The sequence below is a fragment of the Nonomuraea sp. NPDC049784 genome (assembly GCF_040659615.1).
GTDB lineage: Bacteria > Actinomycetota > Actinomycetes > Streptosporangiales > Streptosporangiaceae > Nonomuraea.
In genome coordinates this window covers 24,386-45,390 of sequence record NZ_JBFAMX010000025.1, presented here as the reverse complement: position 1 = coordinate 45,390, position 21,005 = coordinate 24,386, and the positions used below count along the sequence as shown (strand labels likewise).

26 protein-coding genes and 1 pseudogene are annotated in these 21,005 nt (G+C 68.9%); 2 read left to right on the top strand and 25 right to left on the bottom strand.

Annotation, left to right across the window (positions count from 1 at the left end; genetic code table 11):
* From AB0J09_RS09370 to AB0J09_RS09355, 4 genes and pseudogenes are all read right to left on the bottom strand, one after another.
* Positions 1–1,211 (bottom strand): annotated as a pseudogene (locus AB0J09_RS09370) (hypothetical protein); the annotation flags it as partial.
* Entirely contained in the window at positions 1,189–1,356 is a 168-nt protein-coding gene (locus AB0J09_RS09365) for a hypothetical protein (protein WP_360687704.1), read from the bottom strand. The gene AB0J09_RS09365 and the pseudogene AB0J09_RS09370, both read right to left, overlap by 23 nt.
* Positions 1,353–1,826 carry a hypothetical protein gene (locus AB0J09_RS09360; protein WP_360687701.1) on the bottom strand — a complete coding sequence of 158 codons (474 nt, stop codon included), beginning with the start codon at positions 1,824–1,826 and terminating at the stop codon, positions 1,353–1,355. The genes AB0J09_RS09365 and AB0J09_RS09360 overlap by 4 nt, the downstream gene beginning before the upstream one ends.
* A 4-nt stretch (positions 1,827–1,830) precedes the next feature.
* Positions 1,831–4,545: a hypothetical protein gene (locus AB0J09_RS09355; RefSeq protein ID WP_360687698.1), complete on the bottom strand. Its 2,715-nt coding sequence runs from the start codon at positions 4,543–4,545 to the stop codon at positions 1,831–1,833.
* Positions 4,546–4,618: 73 nt separating this feature from the next.
* Between AB0J09_RS09355 and AB0J09_RS09350 the strand changes: the two genes are divergently transcribed.
* Together AB0J09_RS09350 and AB0J09_RS09345 are read left to right on the top strand one after the other, a co-directional pair.
* Complete coding sequence (locus tag AB0J09_RS09350) at positions 4,619–4,777, top strand: hypothetical protein (RefSeq protein WP_360687695.1); 159 nt, start codon at positions 4,619–4,621, stop codon at positions 4,775–4,777.
* Positions 4,778–5,167: 390 nt separating this feature from the next.
* Entirely contained in the window at positions 5,168–5,686 is a 519-nt protein-coding gene (locus AB0J09_RS09345; RefSeq protein ID WP_360687692.1) for a hypothetical protein, read from the top strand.
* Between the two features lie 43 nt (positions 5,687–5,729).
* Here AB0J09_RS09345 and AB0J09_RS09340 read toward each other — a convergent pair whose 3' ends face one another.
* From AB0J09_RS09340 to AB0J09_RS09240, 21 genes are all read right to left on the bottom strand, one after another.
* Entirely contained in the window at positions 5,730–6,599 is an 870-nt protein-coding gene (locus AB0J09_RS09340) for a hypothetical protein (protein WP_360687689.1), read from the bottom strand.
* 1 nt (position 6,600) lies between these two features.
* The gene (locus AB0J09_RS09335; protein ID WP_360687686.1) at positions 6,601–8,973 is read right to left on the bottom strand and encodes a hypothetical protein; all 2,373 of its coding nucleotides are present in this window, start codon (positions 8,971–8,973) and stop codon (positions 6,601–6,603) included.
* Positions 8,974–9,043: 70 nt separating this feature from the next.
* Positions 9,044–9,181, bottom strand: coding sequence for a hypothetical protein (locus tag AB0J09_RS09330; RefSeq protein WP_360687683.1), 138 nt, complete (start codon positions 9,179–9,181; stop codon positions 9,044–9,046).
* Positions 9,182–9,216: 35 nt separating this feature from the next.
* Positions 9,217–9,735, bottom strand: coding sequence for a hypothetical protein (locus AB0J09_RS09325; RefSeq protein WP_360687680.1), 519 nt, complete (start codon positions 9,733–9,735; stop codon positions 9,217–9,219).
* The gene (locus AB0J09_RS09320; protein ID WP_360687677.1) at positions 9,732–10,208 is read right to left on the bottom strand and encodes a hypothetical protein; all 477 of its coding nucleotides are present in this window, start codon (positions 10,206–10,208) and stop codon (positions 9,732–9,734) included. The genes AB0J09_RS09325 and AB0J09_RS09320 overlap by 4 nt, the downstream gene beginning before the upstream one ends.
* Positions 10,209–10,276: 68 nt before the next feature.
* Complete coding sequence (locus AB0J09_RS09315; RefSeq protein WP_360687674.1) at positions 10,277–10,723, bottom strand: minor capsid protein; 447 nt, start codon at positions 10,721–10,723, stop codon at positions 10,277–10,279.
* Entirely contained in the window at positions 10,720–11,073 is a 354-nt protein-coding gene (locus AB0J09_RS09310) for a hypothetical protein (protein ID WP_360687672.1), read from the bottom strand. The genes AB0J09_RS09315 and AB0J09_RS09310 overlap by 4 nt, the downstream gene beginning before the upstream one ends.
* The gene (locus AB0J09_RS09305) at positions 11,073–11,384 is read right to left on the bottom strand and encodes a hypothetical protein (RefSeq protein ID WP_360687668.1); all 312 of its coding nucleotides are present in this window, start codon (positions 11,382–11,384) and stop codon (positions 11,073–11,075) included. Before AB0J09_RS09305 ends, AB0J09_RS09310 begins: the two co-directional genes overlap by 1 nt.
* Positions 11,381–11,770 carry a hypothetical protein gene (locus AB0J09_RS09300; protein ID WP_360687665.1) on the bottom strand — a complete coding sequence of 130 codons (390 nt, stop codon included), beginning with the start codon at positions 11,768–11,770 and terminating at the stop codon, positions 11,381–11,383. The genes AB0J09_RS09305 and AB0J09_RS09300 overlap by 4 nt, the downstream gene beginning before the upstream one ends.
* 2 nt (positions 11,771–11,772) lie before the next feature.
* Positions 11,773–12,114, bottom strand: coding sequence for a hypothetical protein (locus AB0J09_RS09295; RefSeq protein WP_360687662.1), 342 nt, complete (start codon positions 12,112–12,114; stop codon positions 11,773–11,775).
* The gene (locus AB0J09_RS09290) at positions 12,101–12,391 is read right to left on the bottom strand and encodes a hypothetical protein (RefSeq protein ID WP_360687659.1); all 291 of its coding nucleotides are present in this window, start codon (positions 12,389–12,391) and stop codon (positions 12,101–12,103) included. Before AB0J09_RS09290 ends, AB0J09_RS09295 begins: the two co-directional genes overlap by 14 nt.
* Positions 12,388–12,615 carry a hypothetical protein gene (locus AB0J09_RS09285; RefSeq protein WP_360687656.1) on the bottom strand — a complete coding sequence of 76 codons (228 nt, stop codon included), beginning with the start codon at positions 12,613–12,615 and terminating at the stop codon, positions 12,388–12,390. The genes AB0J09_RS09290 and AB0J09_RS09285 overlap by 4 nt, the downstream gene beginning before the upstream one ends.
* Positions 12,612–13,550, bottom strand: coding sequence for a P22 phage major capsid protein family protein (locus AB0J09_RS09280; protein ID WP_360687653.1), 939 nt, complete (start codon positions 13,548–13,550; stop codon positions 12,612–12,614). Before AB0J09_RS09280 ends, AB0J09_RS09285 begins: the two co-directional genes overlap by 4 nt.
* A gap of 51 nt (positions 13,551–13,601) precedes the next feature.
* Positions 13,602–14,435 carry a hypothetical protein gene (locus AB0J09_RS09275; protein ID WP_360687651.1) on the bottom strand — a complete coding sequence of 278 codons (834 nt, stop codon included), beginning with the start codon at positions 14,433–14,435 and terminating at the stop codon, positions 13,602–13,604.
* A gap of 78 nt (positions 14,436–14,513) precedes the next feature.
* Positions 14,514–14,684, bottom strand: coding sequence for an Rmf/CrpP fold protein (locus AB0J09_RS09270; protein ID WP_360687648.1), 171 nt, complete (start codon positions 14,682–14,684; stop codon positions 14,514–14,516).
* Positions 14,681–16,657: a phage minor capsid protein gene (locus AB0J09_RS09265; RefSeq protein WP_360687645.1), complete on the bottom strand. Its 1,977-nt coding sequence runs from the start codon at positions 16,655–16,657 to the stop codon at positions 14,681–14,683. The genes AB0J09_RS09270 and AB0J09_RS09265 overlap by 4 nt, the downstream gene beginning before the upstream one ends.
* Positions 16,657–18,228, bottom strand: a complete 1,572-nt coding sequence (locus tag AB0J09_RS09260; protein WP_360687642.1) for a phage portal protein — start codon at positions 18,226–18,228, stop codon at positions 16,657–16,659. The genes AB0J09_RS09265 and AB0J09_RS09260 overlap by 1 nt, the downstream gene beginning before the upstream one ends.
* A 15-nt stretch (positions 18,229–18,243) precedes the next feature.
* Positions 18,244–18,408 carry a hypothetical protein gene (locus AB0J09_RS09255; RefSeq protein ID WP_360687639.1) on the bottom strand — a complete coding sequence of 55 codons (165 nt, stop codon included), beginning with the start codon at positions 18,406–18,408 and terminating at the stop codon, positions 18,244–18,246.
* Entirely contained in the window at positions 18,405–18,668 is a 264-nt protein-coding gene (locus AB0J09_RS09250) for a hypothetical protein (RefSeq protein ID WP_360687636.1), read from the bottom strand. The genes AB0J09_RS09255 and AB0J09_RS09250 overlap by 4 nt, the downstream gene beginning before the upstream one ends.
* Positions 18,669–18,677: 9 nt before the next feature.
* Positions 18,678–18,971 carry a hypothetical protein gene (locus tag AB0J09_RS09245; RefSeq protein WP_360687633.1) on the bottom strand — a complete coding sequence of 98 codons (294 nt, stop codon included), beginning with the start codon at positions 18,969–18,971 and terminating at the stop codon, positions 18,678–18,680.
* A 13-nt stretch (positions 18,972–18,984) separates the two neighbouring features.
* Positions 18,985–20,979 carry a hypothetical protein gene (locus tag AB0J09_RS09240; RefSeq protein ID WP_360687630.1) on the bottom strand — a complete coding sequence of 665 codons (1,995 nt, stop codon included), beginning with the start codon at positions 20,977–20,979 and terminating at the stop codon, positions 18,985–18,987.
* Positions 20,980–21,005: the final 26 nt, after the last annotated feature.

Here is a 21,005-nt window from a genome sequence, read left to right as displayed (position 1 = left end):
GGGACCCGGTCGTTGCTCTCCGGGGCGGGCTCGCCCCCGGATCCGCCCGACGACACGCCGCCGTCGAGGATCCCCGCGGCCTGCCGGGCCAGCCGGATCTCCCGCTCCAGGAACCGGTCATTGAGGACGACGTTGCCGCCCGTCTGGCCGTCCTTGTCCACCGACAAGGTGATCTGCCGCAGCCGAAGCGACTCCATGACCCCGCCATCGCCCGGCGCGAGCAGATAGTCCCCCGGCTGGTAGTGCTGCAACGGCAGCCACCGCGCCGCGTCGAACATCAGCCCGCGGGTCACCTGCACCCGCTCCCGGGCGACCCGCTCCAACGCGTTCTGCCCCAGCAGCCTCGCCGTACCCTGGTCCGTAACACCGCTCTGCGACTGGTAGGTCTCCCACCGCCCCCACGGCGCGACGGCGCTGGGGTTGGTCACCTCCACCGACAGGCCGGCCTCGCCGCCGATCAGAATGGCCGACACGGCGTCCTCAAGCGTGCCCGTGTCCGGAGCTTCGGTGATGTCGCGGCCGAGCCGCAGATCCACCGGCGACGCACCGGAGGCCCGGTCAGCGCCGAGTACCGTGTCCGGGTTGAACGCCTGCAGCGTGCGGCCCTGCATCCGCCAGTCGATGACGCCCTGCTCACCCAGATTGATCAGGACGGCGAGCAGATCCTTACCGGGCTCGATCGACAGCGTCAGCGTCTTGGACCACGGGTCGCCCGCGCTGTCGTGGCTGGTCGAGAAGTCGAAGCCCAGGCCGGGCAACGCGCCGCGCGCCTTCCCCTCCTGGATGAACGTCGCAAGGATCGCGCCCGCGCTGACCGCGCCGAACTGGCGCTTGCCGTCCACCATCTCGCCGTTGGGGTACAGCACGACCTTCCGCAGCATCCAAGCCCAGCCAGGCAGGTCGTACGACCGTGAGGTGCGGAGCGTGCTGTCCCCGCTCCGCTTGATCCGGAGGAACCTCGCGTTCGGCGGCTCGACCCAGCCGCCACCGGCGGCCGCGTACTCCACCGCGACCTCGCAGTGCCCTGCGATCAGGTTCGCGTTCAGCCCGCCGTCCGGGTAGATCACCGTGAGGCCCGGCACGTCGTTCAGCGGCAGGCCGACCTCGAAACCGAGGTGCTGAGGCAGCACACCCAGACGCGGCCCGTTCGGGGCGTACGTCACCAGCCGGAGCGCGAACTTGGCGGGCTTACCCGGGACGATCACCTGCACCGTTGGTCCCCCTCAGTTCGTTGATCTCGTCGTGCAGCTGGTCCACCGCCGCCGACAGCACGGCGTTGTCGTAGGCCAGCTCATCGATGCGGCGTAGCAGCGCGGCGATGATGCGGCCGGGCTCGACGACCAGGTGCTGCATCACGTCCCCGCCTTCAGGAGCGCACGCTGATGCTCAAGCCGGGCGGCCGCGGACTTCACCGGGTCGATTCGCGTGTGCGAGCGCAGCGGGGCGAGCACGTCGGCGGCCGCGCGGGCGGCCGCTATACGTCCCTTCGGTACGGCTGTCGCGACCGTCGCATGGTCGCGTTTGCACTGCTCGACCCGCTCCAGCACCGCGGCGCGGGCCTGCTCGCCGCTGAGCTGCCACGGGTTGGTCTCGGCAAGGTTTGGCTCGTAGATCGGGTGGACGGCGCGGTGCATCAGCACGTCGATCGCCTCATCCGTCGAGGTCAGTCCGCACGCCACGGCGGTGGACTCGATCGCCATCTTCGGCAGGAACACCGCCACGGTGACCCCATCACCCGGTCGGGTCAGCGTGATCTCCCACGCCTCGACCTGCCCGGAGTCGTCGGCGGTGTCGGTCACTTCCGTGACCTGCCAGTCGTCTGGCATGGGGTCACCTCCAGGCCCATACGTGGAACGTCCGAGCTGGCGGGCTCGAACCCGCCGCCGGGTCGTGAAAAAAGGCGTCGCTGTTGGTTCGGGACCACAGCATCATCGTGTTGACCTGCTCGGCCGTGAACACGATCTTCGGCACCGTAGGGAAGGAGTAGCCAAGCACCACCTGGTAGTAGCTGGCGCCCTTCGACACCGTGACCGAAATCATGATCAAACCCGAGTCGCTCCCGTACTGCCACGTGCCCTGATGAAACGTCCCGGACGGGGCGAACACGAGGGCCTGGTCCTGCTGCGTCGGATGTATCCACCCGATCGACGCCTGATTCTCCACCGCCGACACCGCGCCGCCGCGCTGCTCACCATTCGACGGGTTCAGGATCGCCGCCTGCCAGAAGCCGGCCGCGTGCGTCAGTCGGCACATCGCGGTGTTGCCCTGGTTGGTGCCCGACTCCATGACCAGCGTCGCCTCACCCGTGAAGCGGGAACCGTCGCTGTAGATCCGCGACTGGTTGATCCCACTACCCGGGATGAACCGGATCTCCGGGTTGGTCGCGCCCGCCGGGTTGACCACGACCCGCGCCCCAGTCACACCCGACGCGAACTGCCCCACGATGGACACCGCGCCGGACGCCGCGGCGATGCTGACCGTCTGCTGTCCGCTCCCGTTGAACGCCACCAGGCCGGTCGAGTTGAGCTCGACCCGCGCCCCGGACGCGCTGCCCGCGACGACCCGCGTGGACAGCGTCAGCACCGCGGCGAGCTTGTCGGCTACCACCGCGCCGGCCGTGATGTGCTCGGCCTCAATCGCCCCGGCGGCCAGCTTGTCGGCGGTGACGGCGTTGGCCACGAGCGCGCCCGTCGTGATCGACTCGTTCGCGGCGTCGCCGGTCACCAGCTGCACCGCGGCGATCGTCGCCAACGTGGACGGGGACGACTCGTTGCCCGACCGGTCGCGGGCGGTGAACCGGAACTGCCGGTCCGCGTCGTACGGGAGGCCCGGCACGAGCAGCGACCCGGCCTCGCCCAGGACACCGATCTCCGACCAGCCGGGCGCGAGCGGGTCCTGCATCCACACCCGGACGTGCAGGAAGTCGGACGGCATCGGCACCGAGCCGACGCCGTGTCCGTCCCAGGTGACCCGGACCACGCCGAGCCGCGTCGAGAGCTGGGGCGCGGTCGGCACGGGCGGCGCGTCGGTGTCGTCAGGGATCGTCACCGCTACCTGACTGGAGAACGGGCCCGCCTTGCCGAGGTTGACCGCCCGCACCTTGAAGGCGTACGACTCGCCGATGACGAGCGGCGAGTACGTCGCCGTAGTGTCGTCGGCTTCGGTGGAGGCGACGAGGAACCATGGCGCGCCCGCCTCGTTCACCCGCATGAACAGCTCGTAGCCGCCGACGTTCAGCGCGACCCCGCTCACGTCCTGCGTGACGGCGCCCCACGTGACCGTCACCTGCCCGTGCGGCAGGCCATGCTCGTCGATGTACGCCTGCGGGTCCACAATGAGCCCAGCCGGGGCCGCTGGGGTGCGCGGCTCCGGAGCTTCCGGGGCCGGTCGCGCCCCGGACCCCGCGTCCGCCGTGCTGCCGCCCACGATCCCCGCCGTGCGGCGGGCCAGGCGGATGTCCCGCTCAAGGAACCGGTCATGCAGCACCAGCGCCCCGCCGAGCACGCCCGTGGAGTTGCGGGCCAACGTCACCTGGCGGACCCGCAGCGACTCCAGCGCGCCACCGTCGCCCGGTGCGCGCACCCGATCTCCGGGCCGGTAATCCTTCAGCGGCAACCAGCGCGCGCCGTACACCACGACGCCGCGCGTCCGCTGCACCCGCTCGGCCCCGGCCCGCTCCAGCGCCGAGTCCGCGAGAAGCGTCGCGGTTCCCTCGTCCGACACGCCGCCAGCGCCGACGTACTGCTCCCACGGCCCCCACGGCTGCACCGCGGCGGCGTTGGTGAACGTCTTGACGAGCCCGTTGTCGCCGACGACCAGCACCGACGAGGCGACGTCCTCCAACGTGCCGTCGTCGGGCGCTTCGGCGATGTCGCGGCCGTACCGCAGGTCCACCGGGCCCGGCCCGGACGCCAGGTCGCGGTTCATCGCCGTGTCGGCGTTGAACACCTGCACTGTGCGGCTGGACATGCGGAAGTCGCACACGCCCTGCTCGGCCAGGTTGATCAGCGCCGTCAGCGCGTCCATGCCGGGCTGGTAGTAGATGGTGAGGACCTTGTTCCACGTCTGGCCCGCGCTGTCAGCGGTGGGCGTGAAGTCCCAGTTCAGGCCGGGCACCGCGCCGCGTCCCTTGGCCTCGGCGATGAACGTCTGCAGGATCGCCCCGGCCGTCGCGGACAGGAACGCGCGCTTGCCGTCCACCAGCGGCGCGGGCCCCGGGTAGAGCACGATCTTGCGGAGCATCCACACGAAGCCCGGCAGCTCGAACTGGGCCAGCCCGGTCGGGTCGGAGCCGTCACCGCGGCGCTTGATGCGGAGGAACCGCGAGTCCGGCGCCTCGGTCCAGGTGGTGCCGTCCGTGCTCCACTCGACGGCGATCTCACACGGCTGGTCGAGCAGCGCCGCGCCGGTCGCCGTGGTGGTGTAGGCGAGCTTCAAGCTCGGTACGTCGTTGAGCGGCCAGCCGACCTCCACCGACAGTGGGTGCGGGAGCACGCTGAGCCGGCCGCCGAACGGCGCGTGGGCCACGAGCCGAAGATCGAACACCGACCCCCCTTGCCCGAGACTTTAGGCGGTGTAAAGATCCAGTCACTGTCAGAAGATCGGCGAAGGGTTGCATATGCGTAGGACAATGTGTGGTGTAGCCGCCGCGCTGACCCTGTCGATTACAAGCCTGGTGGCGGCGACGACCGCGGTATGGGCCACCATGGGCACCAACGAGTCGGCCCAGCAGAGCCAAGTCGTCGCGGGCTTCAACGAGCCGGACCAGCACGACTGACACCAGTCCCACCATCAGCACGACGCATATGCCACCGAGCCGTAGATCGAAGGTCACGGGACGACCTCCCCATCCACGACAATGGGAGCCATCGTGATCGCTCCCACCTCACGGCCCCCGATCGACGTCCATGTGACTCCGCGCGGCCGCATCATCATGCTTCCGGCCGTGTGGCCTCCGGAGCTCGACGCCGACGGCGCCGACCGCCTCGCGGAGTGGTTGACAGCCGCCGCCGCACAGAGCAGGGCGAGAGCCGATTAAGGCGCATCCCGTGGAGCCTCAAGCCGCCTTCGGGCGTCGCAGGGGTTCCCGGGACCAACACGTATTGACTCTACGTATCCATTGCTTTACTCTCCGTAGAGATTGCATGAATCGGAAGTAAGGATCGCGATGCGAGTCTCCCGTGCCCTCTCAGCCGCCATAGCAGGAGCCCTTACGGTTGGCGGCGCGTTCACCGCCCTCCCGTCCGCCGACGCCGCAACGCCCGGATTCCTGCACGGCACCAAATCCGCGACCATGGCCAGGGCGAATGTCACCGTCATCACGGAAGTGCAGAACGCAATGGACTATCCAGTATCGCTTTATATCGCAGAAAATAACTCCTGGTTCGGCCCAATCGACGCCCATAGCACAAAAACAAGCGACATACGGGTTCCCTGGGTCGGCAACTCAGACGAGATAGGGAAGAGCATCAGAGTTTATAAGGAGGGCCTTACCTGCCCACCTAGTGAACCTTGCCGCCCACATAAATTCCATCTCTACTACATTTTTCAGGATTACTGGCAGCCGAACGACCAGGTCAAGTACACCAGTACCGGCGTCTACGACTTCGCCCCGCCCGTACCTGGCTCCAGCACCGGCGGCGGCAATAAGCGCCTCATCATCGCCCCCGACAAGCCATACATGTAGGCAATCCGATTAGCTGGACAGGACGGCGGTGTCCTGAAGAGATCTAGAGGTAGGCGCGTCGAGCTCGGATCTCCACCTTCGACGCGGCATCCGTGCCCGTCGCAGCCGTCGACACCAGCACCGCGCGGCTGAACGGATCACCCACTGCGACGGCGGGCGTCAGGTGCAGCCACCGGAACTGCGAGCCGGGACCGATCGCGTCGATCTCCCCCGTCACGTCCGTCCCGGCGGCCAGGTCCCACGTGTCCGTGGTGACCTTCGCGGCCTGCATGCGGCCGCAGTCGATCAGCAGCCGCTCCCCCGCCAGCAGACCGCCCGCGCGCAGCACCCACCCGCCTGTGGCCACGTCCCCGATGGACGGCTGCACCGCCGGGCCGGTGAAGCGCAGCAGTGCGTCCGTGATGGGCCCGGTCGAGCCCGCGAGCGTGGTCACTGCCTGGGCGAGCTGGTTCGGTGCGCCCGCCCAGGTCGATTCGGTCTCGTCTCGCCACAGCACGCCCGGCACCTCGACGACCGCTGTGATGCGGGCCGTCGCGGCGCCGGTGTTGACCTCTGGTTCGGATGTCGCGGTGATCGTGACGTCCGCAACGCGGACGATCGTCCCCGCCTGGTAGCGCAGCTTCATCAGCCGATGCCGCACACCCAGAAGCGCCGACAGGGCTTCGAGGTTGCGTTCCATCTGCTCGTAGCCGCCGTCCGCCCCGGATGGGGTGGCCGAGGTGACCTTGAAGGTCAGGCCGAACGTGGTGGTCTCCAGGTCGAGCCCGACGACCGGGATGTCACCGTGCCTGCCTGGCACGCTGACCTTGACGGCCCGCGCGCCGGGCAGCGGCCTGCGCTGCGTGCCTTTCTTGGTCCGCCAGCAGCCGGCCGGGTGGTCGAGCGGCACTCCGTCGAGTGAGTAGCTCGGCACCTCAGATCACCCCCATCGCGCCGACGTACTGGAGCGACCGGTTCACGGTCACGCTGGTGGGTTCGGCCTGCGGGTAGTGGTTGGTCACGTTCACCAACGTCCGCGAGAGAGCGCGGCCGCCGCCGAGCCCGTCCGGTACGGTCACACCGGGCACCGATAGGTCCGGCATCGCCGTCTTCGACGCGAGCGTGGCCACGCGCTTCAGCGAGGAGACGACGAGCCCGGCGCTCTTATCGAGGCCGATCGACATGCCCTGCATCATGAACTGGCCGATCTGGGCGAACACCTTCGATGGCGACTTGATGCCGAGGGCGTCCTTGGCGCTCTTGACGATGTTGGCGAAGAAGTTGTGGACGTTGTTGTACAGGGTGCCTGCCAGCGACTGGAGCCGATTCCAGAAGCCAGCCACGACGTCCGTCGCGATGCCCGCCATGATCGGACCTATGTTGGACATGGCGGACTTGATCCGGCCTGGCAGGTCGCGGAAGAAGCCGACCAAGGTCGTCCCGATCCACCGGCCGATCCCGTTGACCATGTCGGGGATGATGCTGTGCCCAATCAACACGTTGTACATCCACTGGAAGACCGCGACACCGGCCTCGATGATCGGCTTGATCTTGGCGACGACCTCGGCCACCTTGACGCCGAACTGGGCAAACCCGGCACCCAGCTGCACCAGCATGGGCAGGATCGGGATCAGAGAAGGGAGAACCTGCTGGATGATCATGACCGCCAAATCGGTCAAAATCGGAAGAACGGGCAGCATCGCCCTAGCTAGTTCGACAAAGGCAGGAACCAGACCTTGCAGCAGACTCGGGACCAGCTGCAGGAACGGCGGCAGGACCTCCTGCACGACCGCAGCCGCGATCTGGCCGAAGGCGGCGTACACGGGCTGCATCAGTGGTCCAAGTTGGGACAAAGCGCCCGAAACGGCCATAAGGGCAGGTTGCAGGGCATCCGCCAGCGCGCCGATCACAGGACCGAGCGCAGCCGAGAGATTACTCAACGCAACGCCCAAGACCTGGCCCAGGATCCCGGCGAGCTGCGCCACGATCGGCAGCAGAGGCGCTACGGCGGTCAGCGCAGCCGACAGCCCTTGACCCAGCATGAGCAGCCCGGCATGCAACTCCGGCGACGCGAACGCGCGGGCCAGCATCTCCGCGACCACAGTCAGCCCAGGCCCAAGCGCCGCCAGGGCAGGCCCAAGCGCCTGCACCGCAGCGGCCAGCCCAGGACCCAGGGCGACCGCGATGGACGCGATATGTGGCGCGATCTGCGCCACGGCACCGCCCAGCGCCTGGAATATCGGCATCAAAGCGCCGCTGACCTGCGACAACGACGTGAAAATCGCGACGAGCGCCTTCTGACCCTCGGCACTCGCGAGGAACGCGTTGAGCTGGCTCAGGAGCTGGCCGAGCACGCCCAGCGCGTTCGACCCGCCGGTGGACATCGCCGAGAAGACCGACTTGACGATGCCGACCACGTCGCCGCCGACCTGCCCGAGCTGCTTGAAAACGTCGAGCGCGCCCTGCATCCAGCTGAGAGCGGTACCGCTATTAGCGGCCTTGGAAAGGAATTCGCCGAACCGCTGCGCCACGGATGCGATCCCTGGCGCGAGCCCGGACGAGAACTGCGCACCGACCACGGCGATGTCGCGGAACCCGGCCAGCACCGGCTGGATCGCTGGCTGCATCGCGGCGACCGCCGATCGCAGGGAAGCGAAAATCGACGACAGCGCGGACACCGTCGCCGACGAGGAGGCGAACCGCGCCACTTCCACGCCAGCAAGACCGAACTCCCTCGCGACGCCCTGCATGCCAGACCGGAGCAGGCCGACCACGGCGGCCGCGACCGCCCGGATCTGGCCAGCGAGTGCAGCGAAGAAGGCGTCTTGTACGGCGCTCTTGAGCCCGTCGATCGCGGGCTTGACCGAGCGCAGCTCATGCGCGGCGGCCTGCGCGGCCGGGGACAGCCCGGCAAGCGACTCCTCGTACTTCTTCGGATCGTCACCGAGAGCCGACTTGAAGGCGTCGCCGACCCCGAGCAGGGCAACCTTGAGCGTTGCCATCGCTCCGGCGCCGAGCGCTACCGCGCCCGGCAGAGCCGCGACAATGCCTCCAGCCGGGGCCAGTGCCGCAGCGAAACCGACCGCGGTCTGCGCGGCCGCCGCCATCGAGGCCGCCAGGGTGGCCGCCTTGAGCGCCGCGCCGGTGAACTGGACACCCATCGACCCGGCCGACATGGCGAGCCCGCCAACGTCGATGTCGAGCTTCTTCGCGGCATCCCGCATAAAGGTCATGAACCGGCGGACCGCAGTCGTCCCCCGGTCCTTCACGTCGATGGTGGCGAACAGTTCGCCGACGTTCAGCGCCACCGGGATTCACCTCCTGGAGTATCGGATGGGGTGAAGCCAGCGGCGGGAAGCTGGGCGAGGACTCGCGGCGTCACTGCTTGCCCTCGCCCGGGTCCAGCGCGCGGGCGATGCGCGAGTCACACGTCAGGAGCCCATGCAACCGCGTCCGCAGCCACCGCCACGACTTGCCGCGCAGCACGCCGGGCTCGCCGAGGTCGATGCCGAACACCTCATGCAGGTCGGCCTCGACCAGCGCCCAACGGCTCAGGATGTCTTGCCACGAGACGGTGCGGCCTTTCGAGACCGAGAGGCCGTCGTCCGTGTCGTAGTAGTCGCGGATCCCCGAGACCGGGTCGATTTCGCCGCCGCTGCTGTCGCCCGACGAGTCGCCCGATTCGGGGCCGGGGCTTCCCCCACGCCGCCCGCAGCCCAGACCTTGGCCGCGGCCTCCTTACCGGCCGCGACCCACACCACTGCGGTCCCGCCGACGTGCTGGATCTTCGGCCACGACACGCCGTCCGCGCGCAGCTCGTCGAACACCGGCCCGAGGACCCGCTGATACAGGTCGGCCTCCTCGTCGTCGTTGAGCACGACGGCGGCCAGCTCGTTGAGCTTCGGGTCGTCCACCGACTGGCCCTGCTCGGCCGCGATGCTGGCGTGCATGAGCCGCTGGCACAGCAGTCCGACCTCCGCGTCGGGCGCGGGGATGCGGTACGTCTTGCCGCCGACCGGCAGCGACAGCGAGTCGTCGAAGAAGTCGTCGAGGTCCTGGAACTGGGTCACGGGGCGGTCACCGGGTTCTCGATCTCGACGGGCGCGCCCTGGCCGAGCAGGGTGAAGTTGAACGGCTCCAGGTCGGTGACCGAGCCGCCCTTGGTGAACTCGCTGACGGTGCAGACGCCCTTGTAGGCGTCCGGCGCCCCATCGCGTCGGTACCACCGCACGGGGATGTTCGCGCCGAAACCGACCTTCCGCGCCGCCTGTCGGATGGCCTCCTGGCCCGGGTCTGCGGTGAATACCGCGGCGTCGGTCCGCTTGCGGCGGCCCTCAGCCTCGATCTGCCAGGTACGGCCGGTCACGACGGAGGAGCCCCAGCCCTCCTCGTCGTCGAAGTCGCCGTCGTCCTCCGTGTTGTCGTCGGTGGTCTCCTGGAAGGACGTCAGGCCCTTCACCGGGATCCACGTCGGGTTCTCCAGGTCGGGCCCAGTGCCGACGTCGAGCTTCCAGTCCTTAGCGAGAAGGGAACGCAGCCCCATGATCACTCCTTTGGTGGGCATGCCGAGAAGCCGACAGCGGAACCGCTATCGGCAAGGGAAGGGTCAGGTCACACGTCGCGGTGCGGCGACGGCCGGTGAGCCATCAGGTCGAACGAGTCCGCCCGCTCCCATCGGCCCGAGCTGTCGCGGCCGAGCGGAGCGACCAGCGTGCGCCGCGCGAGCAGCACGAGCACGCCCGTCGAGAGCGTCACATTCGCCAGGCCATGGATCACATCGAACACGCCGTCCGCCAGGTCATCCACGACCCGCGGGTCCGTCTTGGCCCGGAACCGGGCCTGCATCTGGACGCTGGAGTCTGGCTGTTCGACGTCGTCGCCGCCCTGGCCCACGCCGTACACCTGCAGCGCGATAGCCGTGTCGGGCGACGTCGGCAAACCGCCGATCGTCAGCGCGATCTGGGTGTCGGCGTAGATGCCGTTCGGGTTCCACGTAGCCACGCCGGCCTCGCCGAGCAGGACCGCGAACCCGGTCAGCAGGTCACGAGTCCAGCTCACTTGAGCACCTGCCGGAGCTGCTTGGCGATCATAAGTTTGACCACCTCGGCCTCCTCGCGGACCGCGAGCTCCAAGAACTTCGCCGTCCGGCCCGGCTTGTGGTTGTAGTCGAGGTTCTCGTGCTGCACGACCGAGTAGGGCGTGTCATAGGAGACGATGCCGCGCAGGTCGGCCTCGTCCACGACGGCCGCGCCCGACCGCTCCAATACGCCCTCGTCGTGCGGCACCCGCTGGTTCGACACCGCCAGCACGTGCTCCGTCGCGAGGCGCAGACCCCACCCAGCAGCGCGCCTGTACTCGGCGGTGAACTCCTCAGCGTTGACCTTCGCGTTGAACTTGGCGTTGGCCATCAGCGGCACACCACCTCAACATGGTCCGGCGTCGGCAGTCCCCCGGCGTCGCGGGAGAAAGACGTGATGACGGTTGTCTGCCGCCCGTTGACGGTGACCCTGCTCCCCTCCGGGCAGATCGTGCCCGGAGGGAAGAACACGGTCGTGTCGGAGACGACCTCGGCGCCCTGCGCGTCACGCACCAGGCGCCGCTCGTCGTCCACCAGGCACCGGGACTCGAACGCCGGCCCGAACACGGGCCCGTACGCGCCGTCGCCCTTAAACGGTTCGATGGTCGCCTTGTGGCGCAGCAGCCATTCCGGCAGCATCACCACACGCTCCCGTCGAGGATGTAGCCGGGCAGCAGCCCGGCACGCTGCAGGATCGACGAAGCGTCGGGGGCGTACCGCGCGGGCGGCCCGTCCCCGGAGCCGCCGCGGTCGAGGCGGACCGAGCCGATGCTGACGGACTTGAACGCGGCCGCGACGCCGAACTCATCGCCCACGGCGATCGTCCAAGCGGCCTGCGCGCAGGTCGCCCGCTTCATCGCGTCGGCGTCCTCGGGGCGCGTCGGCATGCCCGCATCGTCGGTCGGGTAGATCGAGGCGAACAGCAGCTCGTCTACCCGCTCCGACGCGCGCTCCAGCCGCCGCTCGATGTCGTCCGGCGCGGTCTGGCCTGTATATGCCGTGTAGTCGGCACCGGTCGCGTACGCCATGGCTACACCGGCAGTTCGAGCACGCCGACCGTCAGCCCGGCCGGGTCCGTGTAGTCGATGTACACCTTGCCGTTGGCCTGCCGGTACACCGCCGAGAACGGCGGCAGCAGCAGCGACTCGTTGGCCGGGACGGTGACCGGTCGGTCCACCACGTCCTGGCCCTCGACGGTCGCGGGGATCTGCACCGTCGCCGTCGCCGGCGCGCCGTTGCTGTTCTTGATCAGCAGCATCCGCCGCTCGGTGTGGTCGAAGGCGTTCCCGTCCACGCTGGCCGCGACCAGGCCGGCGCCGAGCGCCTTCCCGTTGCGCGGCATGGGCTGGACGTCCAGGTCAGTCCTCGCCATCTAGGTCCTCCCCGAACTCCTCGATAAGGGCGGCCTTTGACAGCGACTTGGCGTCGCTCTCGGACATGCCGCGGGAGACCGCGTAGGTGATCCACGCGGCCTTGGTGTCGTGCTCGGACGGGCGGTCCGGCCCTGCCGAAGCCGGACCGGATGCGTCGTCGGTGGGCTCAGATGGCCCGCTGATGATCTGCCAGTTGTCCAACATGTCCAGCCAGGGGTCACGCTGTTCGAGCGGGACCACCTGGCCGGTGTTGGAGTTGCGGTAGACGAACGTCACGCGCCCTCCCAGTAGAGGCCGTGTGCGATCTGAAGCGCAGTGAGCTCGGCTTCCGCTTTGGTCGGAACGGTCGGCGTCTGGTAGGTGACCCCCGGGTACGACGTCCTGATGTTGGCGTCGTTGCAGACGACCTCCACGTAGAACGCGCCCGCCGTCCCCTTGATCTCGATCCTGACGACTGCGGTCAGGGGGATGATCGTGTTTCCGAATCGGACCCAGGTCACGCCGCAACCCCGTGGATCAGCACGGCCCGGTCGGGGTCGAGCGTCTTGACGCCGTAGAGGCAGTCCACTGACACCACGTCCTGCTTGGCCTTGATGTCGTAGTCCATGACCACCCTGACGCCGAACCCCTTGTACGACTCGACGGCCGCGTTGGCGGCACCCTGCGGGAGGACCAAGGGGCGCGTCACCAGGGCGAACGCCGTCTTGTGGAACGCCACGCCGATCTCGGTGTTCGGCTGGCCCGTGGTCGGCGTGCCGGTCGGGCCCTCGATGTTCTGGGTCTGGAAGGCGTCGTGCCCGAACACCCTGCGACCAAGCGAAGCCTCGCGGAGACCGTCCGTGTCGCCACGAGTGTCGGCCTGGTGGAACAGCGGGTCCGACAGCCACAGCGCCTCGATCTCCGGGCCGACCACCAGGTACCGGTCCGCCGCCGGGACGTTCCTCTGGTTCAAGACCCTGCGCGCGTCGATCGCCGTCTTCGGGTCGTCGTACGGGTGGATCACCTTGCCGGTGACGCCCGGGACCGTCGTGTTGGGCACGCCCACGCGCTGCACGATGTCGTTACGCAGCGACAGGATGTCCCGGTCGATCTTCTGCGAGATGGCCTCCATCGCGGGGTTGAGCAGCTGTGTGCCGAAGTCCTCGATCTCCAGCGTCAGCTCCTCGGCGGTGACCGCGAAGCTCACGTCCGCGAAGTGGTTCAGCGTGATCGGCACGCTGCCCTCGGACGCGTTCTGGATCTGGATGCCGGTCGCGCGGTTGAACTCGTTCGCCGTGAACACCGCGGGCTTGCGCACGCTGATCGTGTCGCCGACGCGGGACACGAACTCCTGCTCATAGTCGCGGTGGACCAGCTGCGCCATGACGCAGGTCTCGTACAGGGTCGCGAGCGCCTGCTTGGCGATGATCGACGGGGTCAGAAAGGTGTTAGCCATTCGGGCCTTTCACTCCTTGAAAAGGGCCAATAGCGGTCCCGCTATCGACTGCTAGGACGAGGCGCGCTTCTTACGTCTGGCGCGGAACTCGTCGATGGAGGGCTCGGAACTCGGCGCACGTCCACCAGGCCCGCCGGTGAACTCACCTCCCGAGCGCGCCGGCGGCCCGGCCTGCGTGGCCGCCTTGAACTTCGGGTTGTTCTCCACCGCCGTCTGAATCGTCTCCGTCAGCGTCGTGGAGAATTCCTCGGCGTCCGGGTCCAGGTCCCGGACCACCTTCAGGAACGACCTGCTGTCGAGCAGGGCGTCCGGGTCCGCGCCGACCTTCTGACTGGCGCGGTGAACCGCGAGCTCGATCAGGGCGCGGCGGTGCCGCTCCTTCTCCGCGTCGCGCTCCTTGGCCGTGGTGTCCCGCTCGGCCGTCAGCGTCTCGATCACCTGCTGCGGGTCGATCGGCTTCTCCTCCTCGCCCGCCAGGCCCAAGGCCTTGGCGATCTGCTGGGCGAAGTCCGTCTTCACCTGCTCGGTGATCTCCTCCTGCGACGGCCCCTGCTTGGCGGTCGCCTCGTCGGCGGCCTTCTGCGCATCCTTCAGCTTGGACCGCCAGTCGGCCGCCTCGGCGCGGGTGTCCTTGATGAGCTTCTGCGCCCACGAAGGAAGCCGGTCCACGCGCTTGGCGTCCGGGTTGACCGCCGTGTCGTCGGCCGCGGGCGGCTCGGGCGGCGTGGTCTCGGCCTGCGCGGGAGGGTTCTGCCCCTCCTCCTGCGGCTGACCTTCGCCGCTCGCGTCGTCCGGCGCTCCACCGGCGATCAGGTGGATCGGGGTTCCGTTCTTGCGGTAGCCGATCAGCGCGCCCGGCGTGTTCGGCAGGGTGTTTTCGAGCATGACGAGATCGCCCTCCTGGAGCGTGTTCGTCGGGACATGGGAAAGGCCCGCGCCAGGCAGGCCCGTGAAGAAGGGCGACTACGCGCCCGAGCTGTGCCGCACGTACGTGCGCATCCACAGCAGCCGCAGCGCACGCTGCCGGTCATCGCCCTGCACCGGATACGGACAGGTGGTCACCGGCATGCCGCGCTCGCCGGCCAGACGGCCGAAGGTCACGGCCGCCCTGCGGTCGGTCTCCGAGATGGTCATACGCCGAACTCCCTACCGGCGCCGCCTGAGCGGATCTGCGCGGCCGCCTTCTTGTCGGAGTCCCGGTTCAGCCACTGCGCGCGGAACTCTGTCAGCGTCAGCCGCTGGTTGTCCGCCCACCAGCGCAGCAGCTCCTCGCTGGCGTACTTACGCGCCCTCGAGGCCGGCCCGGAGAACAGTGACCGCTCATTGATCCCGGCCGCCCGTCCCTCGGCGTTCAGCATGAACCCGTTCGTCGCCACCTCGGCCTGCTCGTACCACTGGTCGAGCTGCTGCGCGTACAGGCGGTGCACCGTCTGGTCGATGTCCTCGCCAAGACGGCGTTCCGACTCCAGCAGCGCCCGCCGCTCCTGACGGTCCAGGTCCGCCGGGTCCAGCCCGTGAACCTCGGCGTACGCCTCCATGTAGGAGTAGCGGCCCGACGCGATGAGGTCCGAGATCTGCCGGTCGGCTTCGGTCTCTTCTTCTCGCCAGTTCCACGACCAGTCCTCGCGCTGGCGGGTCTGCCGCTCGATTCGGTCCAGCTCGTCGAGCACCCGGGCCATGCCCTCGTCGTCGTCGCGGTACCGGTCCATCAGCGCCATCAGGTGGTCGTCCGTCAGGTCGCCCATGTCGTTGTACTCGTGCAGGGCGGCGATCGGGTCATCCTGCGCGGCCGGACCGGCGGCCTTCTGCGCCGCCTCCGCCTCCGCATCGCGGCGCTTGGTCTCCTGTTCGAGCCGCTTCATGGCCTGCTCGTCGTGGCCGAACCTGCTGGCCTGCTCGGCGAGCTCACGATCGGTCAGCGCCTCCAGGTCCTTCGGCGGGGCATCGGCCTTTTCCCGGCCGGTCTTGCGCCGCAGCCCCGTCGCCTTCGTCAGGTCCTTGAGCTGCCGCTGGTAGTCGGCCGCCTTCGCATCCGCCTTCGCGCGTGCCCCGTCGTCGAGCGCCACCGCAGCGCGCCGCTTGTTCTCCCGGACCTTCCGCTCCAGGTAGCGTTGCCGCTGCGCGTCCTTGTACATCGTCTTCGTCTGCACGACCGGCGCCGGCCTGGACACCCCCGGAAGGTAGGCGTTCAGGTTGTGCCCACAGTTCGGGTGCATCAGGCCCGCCAGGCGGGCCTCCGCGACCGTCCCCGCGACCTCCACGAACACCTGCACACCGGTCGCCGGGTTCTCCTCCACACGCGTCCCGGCCGAGCCAGCCAGCGCCAGGACCTTGCCTTCCCAGCGGGCGCACCGGTCGCATGTGTACGGCAGCCGCGACACGCTGACCAGGCCGATCCCTGCCTCTTGGAGTGTGGACAGGTGCCCATCCACCGCGGCCCGTGCAGTCGCCGTCCTCATGGCCATCTCGACGTAGCTGGCCATGTTCCACGTCCGGGGCGGGTTGGCCGAATCGGTGAACCCCGTGATGCCCTGCGCGGTGAGCCGGTCGAGAGCCCGCTGCGCAGCCTCCCGCCGAGTCTCCGCGCCGACCAGCACCCGACCAGCCGTCTCGGCGACGACGTTGCGGTAGATGTCGTCCATCGCGCGCAGCGCCCCCTCGTGCACCGACGTGACCATGCTGACCGCCTGGGCAGCCAGCTCGGCAACACCCTGACCGGCGTTGATGCCCCGCTTCGCGCCGAGGTTCTTGGAGTCCTGCAGCACCCGCTCCAGCCGCTTACGCAGCTTCGCGTCAGCGACCTGCAGCACCGCGCCGCGTACCGCGGCGTCCATGCCTTCGGCCCACGTGTCCAGCACCGCCGCCTGCGCAGCCTTCTTCGCGACCGACTCCAGACGGCGGACGATCGACTCGGCTTCCTTGCGCAGCTGAGTCACCTCGCCGAGCCGCTTGGCCGCCCAGTCGTCGCCGTCGTCGTTGTCGAGGTCCTTGCCGACCCGCACGGCGATCCGCTCCAGCAGCGCCGCTTCAGCGTCGGCGTACATGGCCGCGACCCGCCGCGCCTGCTCCAGCCCGGCCTCGATCGCCCCGGCTGGAGTGATGGCCATCAGTCCTCGCCGAGGTCAGGGACGAACGTCTCATCCAAGGTGGCCGGGTCGGGCACGTTCAGCCCGAGCTCGTCACGCAGCCGCGTCTTCTCGGCCTGCACCTGGTTCTCATCCCAGTCGGGGTGAACCCACCGGATCTTCGTGTCCAGGGACACCGCCTGCGCCCGGTTCAGCATGTCCAAGGTGCGGCCCGTCGATTCCGGGTCCGGCATGACGCCGTCCGGCCACTCGACCATCGCACGCTCGGCCACGACCTTCGTCCCGAACACCGCGTGATCCACGGCCAGCATGGCCTCCGACAGCCACGCAAGCCGCGGCGTCCAGTAGCCGACCTTCCGGCCGCGCGTCGAGTACGACCGGTGCTTCTGCATGTGGATCTCGGTCGCCGTGCGAGCCTGCCCGTCGCCGCCCTCACCGAACGACTGCACCGAGTACCCGGCGCCCCGCACGATCTGCTCCACCAGGTGCTTCGCCGTCTCCGCGTGCTCCTGCACCCGGATCGCGAACTGCGACAGGGTGATCATGCTGCCGGGGTTGTTCGGCGTCGGCAGCATGCCGCCCAGCGGACTGTAGATCTCCCGGTCGGGATCCCACGACGCGGCCTGCCCGCGGCCGGTCGTCGTCAGGTACACCTCCGGGACGATGATCCGCGCCTTCGCCAGCCGCAGGTCCCGCATCCACGACGTCCACGTCTCGTCCAGGGCGTCCATCAGCGGCTCGACGCCCTGATAGTCGCTTCGGCCGATCGCCGTACCCCGGATCAGCCGGTGCGGCCGCATGTTCGGGACGTAATCGACGAGCAGGCCCCGCTCGAAGCCGCTGTCGAACCCGCCGTCCTCGTCCACCAGCGCCGCGAACTCGGCCGTGGCCGGGTGCTCCTCCAACGGCACCATCTTGCCCAGGTGGTCCTCATCGCCCACGTACAAGCCATGGAAGACGCGGCCCGTCTCATGCCTCTCAAGGTGCCGCCACACCTCGCCCGATCGGTCGTCCTCGTGCACGACCTTCCAGAACGTGACCGCCGCCAGCCGGCCATTGTGGAACTCCGGGACTGCGGCGTCCGGCGGCAGCGCGTCCACCACCGGGTAGTCGGCCATCGTGGTGTCCCAGCCGACCCTCAAGTAGACGCCGCCGTAGGCGGCGGCCAGCTCGGCACCCTCCAGCAGGGTGCCGTACACCCCGGCCTCGTGCATCACCGAGTCCAGCCGTGCCTGAGACTTCTTGCCCTTGACCTTCAGCGTGGGCGGCTCCGAGAACAGCAGATCTGCCGAAGTGGCGGCGATGTCAGCGGCCATCGGGACATGCAGCTTCGTCGCCCGCGACTGCGCGGCCGGCGTCGGCGTCCCCCAGAAGTAGCGGACCAACCGGCCGAAGTAGCCACCCGCGCGGGTGATCGGCCGGTCCCATCCCTTCGGGTCCGTCCCCACCATCGGGGCTGGCTTGCTGCCGCCGTACACGTCGGCCAACCGATCCGGGTCGCCCGCGTACCAGGCGCCGTGCGTGTCGTAGAGCCGCATCTCCTGTCGGATCGCAGGCGGCGGCCACTCCTGATTAAGCTCGGGAAGCGGCATCGGCCACCCTCCTGTTCACGTTTGTTCGATCTCCGACAAGGTGGCGGCCAGCTGCGTCCAGCCCGCGGCGATGGAGACCTTGGCCTCGACCATGGACGGGTTGGGCTCGACGTCGGCGCGCTCCATGACTGCGGCGGCGTGGGCTGCTGCTTGTCGCCAGGTGATCGTCTGCTGCGTCATCCGCTGGTCACCGGCCAGTGCCAGGTGCCCGGCGCGTCGCCCGGCGCGACGTTGTACTCGTGGAAGCCGCCGAGCTGGCCCGGCGTGAACACCCACAGGTGCACGTGGAGCGAGTCGTCGAGCGCGGGCACCGCGCCGACCTTCACGCCCTCCGGGTCCAGCGTCGTCACGTCCGCCGTGACGATCGCCGCGCGCACGGCGTGCAGGCCCTGCTTGCCTCGGTAGCGGACGATGTCGCCGGTGGCAGGGATGCGAAGCATCAGCTCTCCTCAGATGACAGGGACAAGCCCGCCCGGAAGGACTGGCTGCTCGACGGAAGAGGTCACCCGGACCCACGCCCGGTAGGTTCCTTCGGGCAGCGTCACGGCGCCCTCACCGGGACCGACGAGGATCTTCGCGTCGGCCCCCGTGGCAGTGACGGTGTCCCACATCGCGGCACGCCAGTCCGTCTCGGCAGGCTTGCCGTCCTCATTGGTGAAAGCGACCTCGACGGCCTCACCACCGGACGGGCCCTCAACGGGGATGTACACAAACTCCCTCGAAAGGGAGGAAATCGGTTCCATGGGACGGTGCTCCCTACGTTCGCGGCGACCCAGCACCCCATGCGCGGCGCGGCTCACCAGCGGAGTGTCTGCGGTACGGCGAACCAGCCGACCAGCGGCGGTACATCGGGCCCAGCCCAATGACCTCCCGGCCGAGGTTCGCCACCGTGGCCGTTTCGACCAGCGCGCCGCTGTCGGTCGCGAACCGCGGCTCTTCCACCACGGCTTGGTCGGCGATGGCCGAGCTGTCGTCGGCAGCGATGGACGCCTCGACCTGCACGGCCTCTGCGAGTGCCGCGCTGTCGGACGACGCCAGATCGATCAGGACCGACTCGACGAGCTGCCCGGAGTCGCCGGCGTCCTTGAGGACCGCCACCTCGACCAGCTCGCCCAGCGTTCCGCTGTCGGCGGCCGCTGACTGCGACTCCACCGCGGCAGCTTCCGCCAGCACTGCGGCGTCGGAGGAGACAGGACCGACCGTCTCGTCGATGGCCGACGATTCGACCAGCGCGCCAGTGTCGGCGGCCGCCGTCTGCGCGTCCACCTGGACGGTGTCGGCGAAGGTGGCCTGGTCGTAGCTCTTCCAGCCAATCTCCAGCGTCGTCGCTTCGGCCAGCGCCGCCTGGTCCGCGCTGCCCGGCCCAGCGTCGATCGCCGCAGCCTCGCCCAGAGCGGCCGCATCCGACACGATGACGTCGGCGGCGGCCGCTGCCGTCTCGGTCAGCGCCGCGGTGTCGCTGGCCGACACGGGCGTCCCGTCCGGCAGGACGGCGGCCGTGGCAGACTCGACCAGCGTGGCCGAGTCTGACGCCGCCTTCGGCTCCTGCGGCGGACCCGTCAACGCCGGAGCAATGGCCACGGTGTAGCCAGCCCGCCACTCCAGCGGGCTGTACGAGGGCACGAAGTCCGCCGGACCGGTGTCCGCGTCTGACTGCAAGGCGCGCGCCGCAGCCGCCACCGCAGTGTAGGTCCGCGACTGGAGCTGGGTCAGCGGAGTGAGCCCGGCCGGCGCGGTGAACGTGACGGCGCTACCTGCCGGGTAGCCTGCAGCGATCCTGATCTCCAGGTCACCATTCGACGACGGAGTGATGCCCGGCGTGGTGACGTTGACGCCGATGTCCGCCACCAACCGCGCGATCTTCGGGACCGCTGTGAGTGAGGCGTCCTTGACCGCGACGATCAGGCACACGCCGTCCGAGGCGCCTTGCTGCTTAAACGTGTACGTGCCAGGCTCGGCCGCCCCGGCGCGTTTCCACCACACCCGGATAACCTGCGTGACCCCCGCTTGGGTGACCGCGTCCAGCGAGTCAAGCAGCTCCCAGGTCGTTCCGCCGGTCGGAGTCGTCATGGTCGCGGTGGTCCCGCGGTCCGCAGCCTGGATACCGATCAGGACGTCATTGGTGACGACACCGGCAGGCGTGTTGATGGTGTAGCTCGACGAGCCGGACGACATCGTTGACGTAGACCTGACCGATGGTGGCGTTGCTGGGGTCTGCGCTTCGCCCGCCCATCTGGCCTCGACCAGCTGCCCGATGTCGCTGCTGGACTTGGAGACCTCCGGCACCTGGGCGACGTTGGCCGTCTCGGTGGCCAGCGTGCCATTGTCGGTGGAGCTCTTGTCCGTCGCCGGGGTAGTGAACGTGATCTGGTCCACCCAGGCCGCGTCCAGCCCGGCGAGGTCGGAGACGTCCTTGCTGTACCGGAAGGTCACCTGCGACTTGCCAGTGACGTTGAGCGTCTTCTGAAGCCAGGCGACCTCGCCCGAGTTAGGCGTGATCGCCTGGTCCACGCCGTCGATCAGGACGGTGAACTTGTCGTACGTCGTCTCTGAGGAGACCTTGTAGTAGAAGCTCAGCGAGGTCGCCTGGGCCGGGATGGTGACTATCGCGTCCGTTGTGCCGTTATTGCCGATCGCTGCGCTTTTCAGCGACCACGTGCCGAAAGCCGCGAAGTCGCTGGACCGCGCCCAGGTCCCCGTAATCACGAGGTTGAGGGTTGCGTCCTCGAAGTCCTCCAGGATGGTCGCCACGGCGCGGCCCCCTCCCCCTCAGGCAG

Bases quoted from the DNA above. Each gene is read 5' to 3' on its own strand.
- AB0J09_RS09360 (WP_360687701.1), bottom strand. From the start codon at position 1,826: ATGCCAGACGACTGGCAGGTCACGGAAGTGACCGACACCGCCGACGAC.
- AB0J09_RS09350 (WP_360687695.1), top strand. From the start codon at position 4,619: ATGCGTAGGACAATGTGTGGTGTAGCCGCCGCGCTGACCCTGTCGATT.
- AB0J09_RS09345 (WP_360687692.1), top strand. From the start codon at position 5,168: ATGCGAGTCTCCCGTGCCCTCTCAGCCGCCATAGCAGGAGCCCTTACG.
- AB0J09_RS09320 (WP_360687677.1), bottom strand. From the start codon at position 10,208: ATGGGGCTGCGTTCCCTTCTCGCTAAGGACTGGAAGCTCGACGTCGGC.
- AB0J09_RS09310 (WP_360687672.1), bottom strand. From the start codon at position 11,073: ATGGCCAACGCCAAGTTCAACGCGAAGGTCAACGCTGAGGAGTTCACC.
- AB0J09_RS09300 (WP_360687665.1), bottom strand. From the start codon at position 11,770: ATGGCGTACGCGACCGGTGCCGACTACACGGCATATACAGGCCAGACC.
- AB0J09_RS09295 (WP_360687662.1), bottom strand. From the start codon at position 12,114: ATGGCGAGGACTGACCTGGACGTCCAGCCCATGCCGCGCAACGGGAAG.
- AB0J09_RS09280 (WP_360687653.1), bottom strand. From the start codon at position 13,550: ATGGCTAACACCTTTCTGACCCCGTCGATCATCGCCAAGCAGGCGCTC.
- AB0J09_RS09275 (WP_360687651.1), bottom strand. From the start codon at position 14,435: ATGCTCGAAAACACCCTGCCGAACACGCCGGGCGCGCTGATCGGCTAC.
- AB0J09_RS09270 (WP_360687648.1), bottom strand. From the start codon at position 14,684: ATGACCATCTCGGAGACCGACCGCAGGGCGGCCGTGACCTTCGGCCGT.
- AB0J09_RS09265 (WP_360687645.1), bottom strand. From the start codon at position 16,657: ATGGCCATCACTCCAGCCGGGGCGATCGAGGCCGGGCTGGAGCAGGCG.
- AB0J09_RS09260 (WP_360687642.1), bottom strand. From the start codon at position 18,228: ATGCCGCTTCCCGAGCTTAATCAGGAGTGGCCGCCGCCTGCGATCCGA.
- AB0J09_RS09255 (WP_360687639.1), bottom strand. From the start codon at position 18,408: ATGACGCAGCAGACGATCACCTGGCGACAAGCAGCAGCCCACGCCGCC.
- AB0J09_RS09250 (WP_360687636.1), bottom strand. From the start codon at position 18,668: ATGCTTCGCATCCCTGCCACCGGCGACATCGTCCGCTACCGAGGCAAG.
- AB0J09_RS09245 (WP_360687633.1), bottom strand. From the start codon at position 18,971: ATGGAACCGATTTCCTCCCTTTCGAGGGAGTTTGTGTACATCCCCGTT.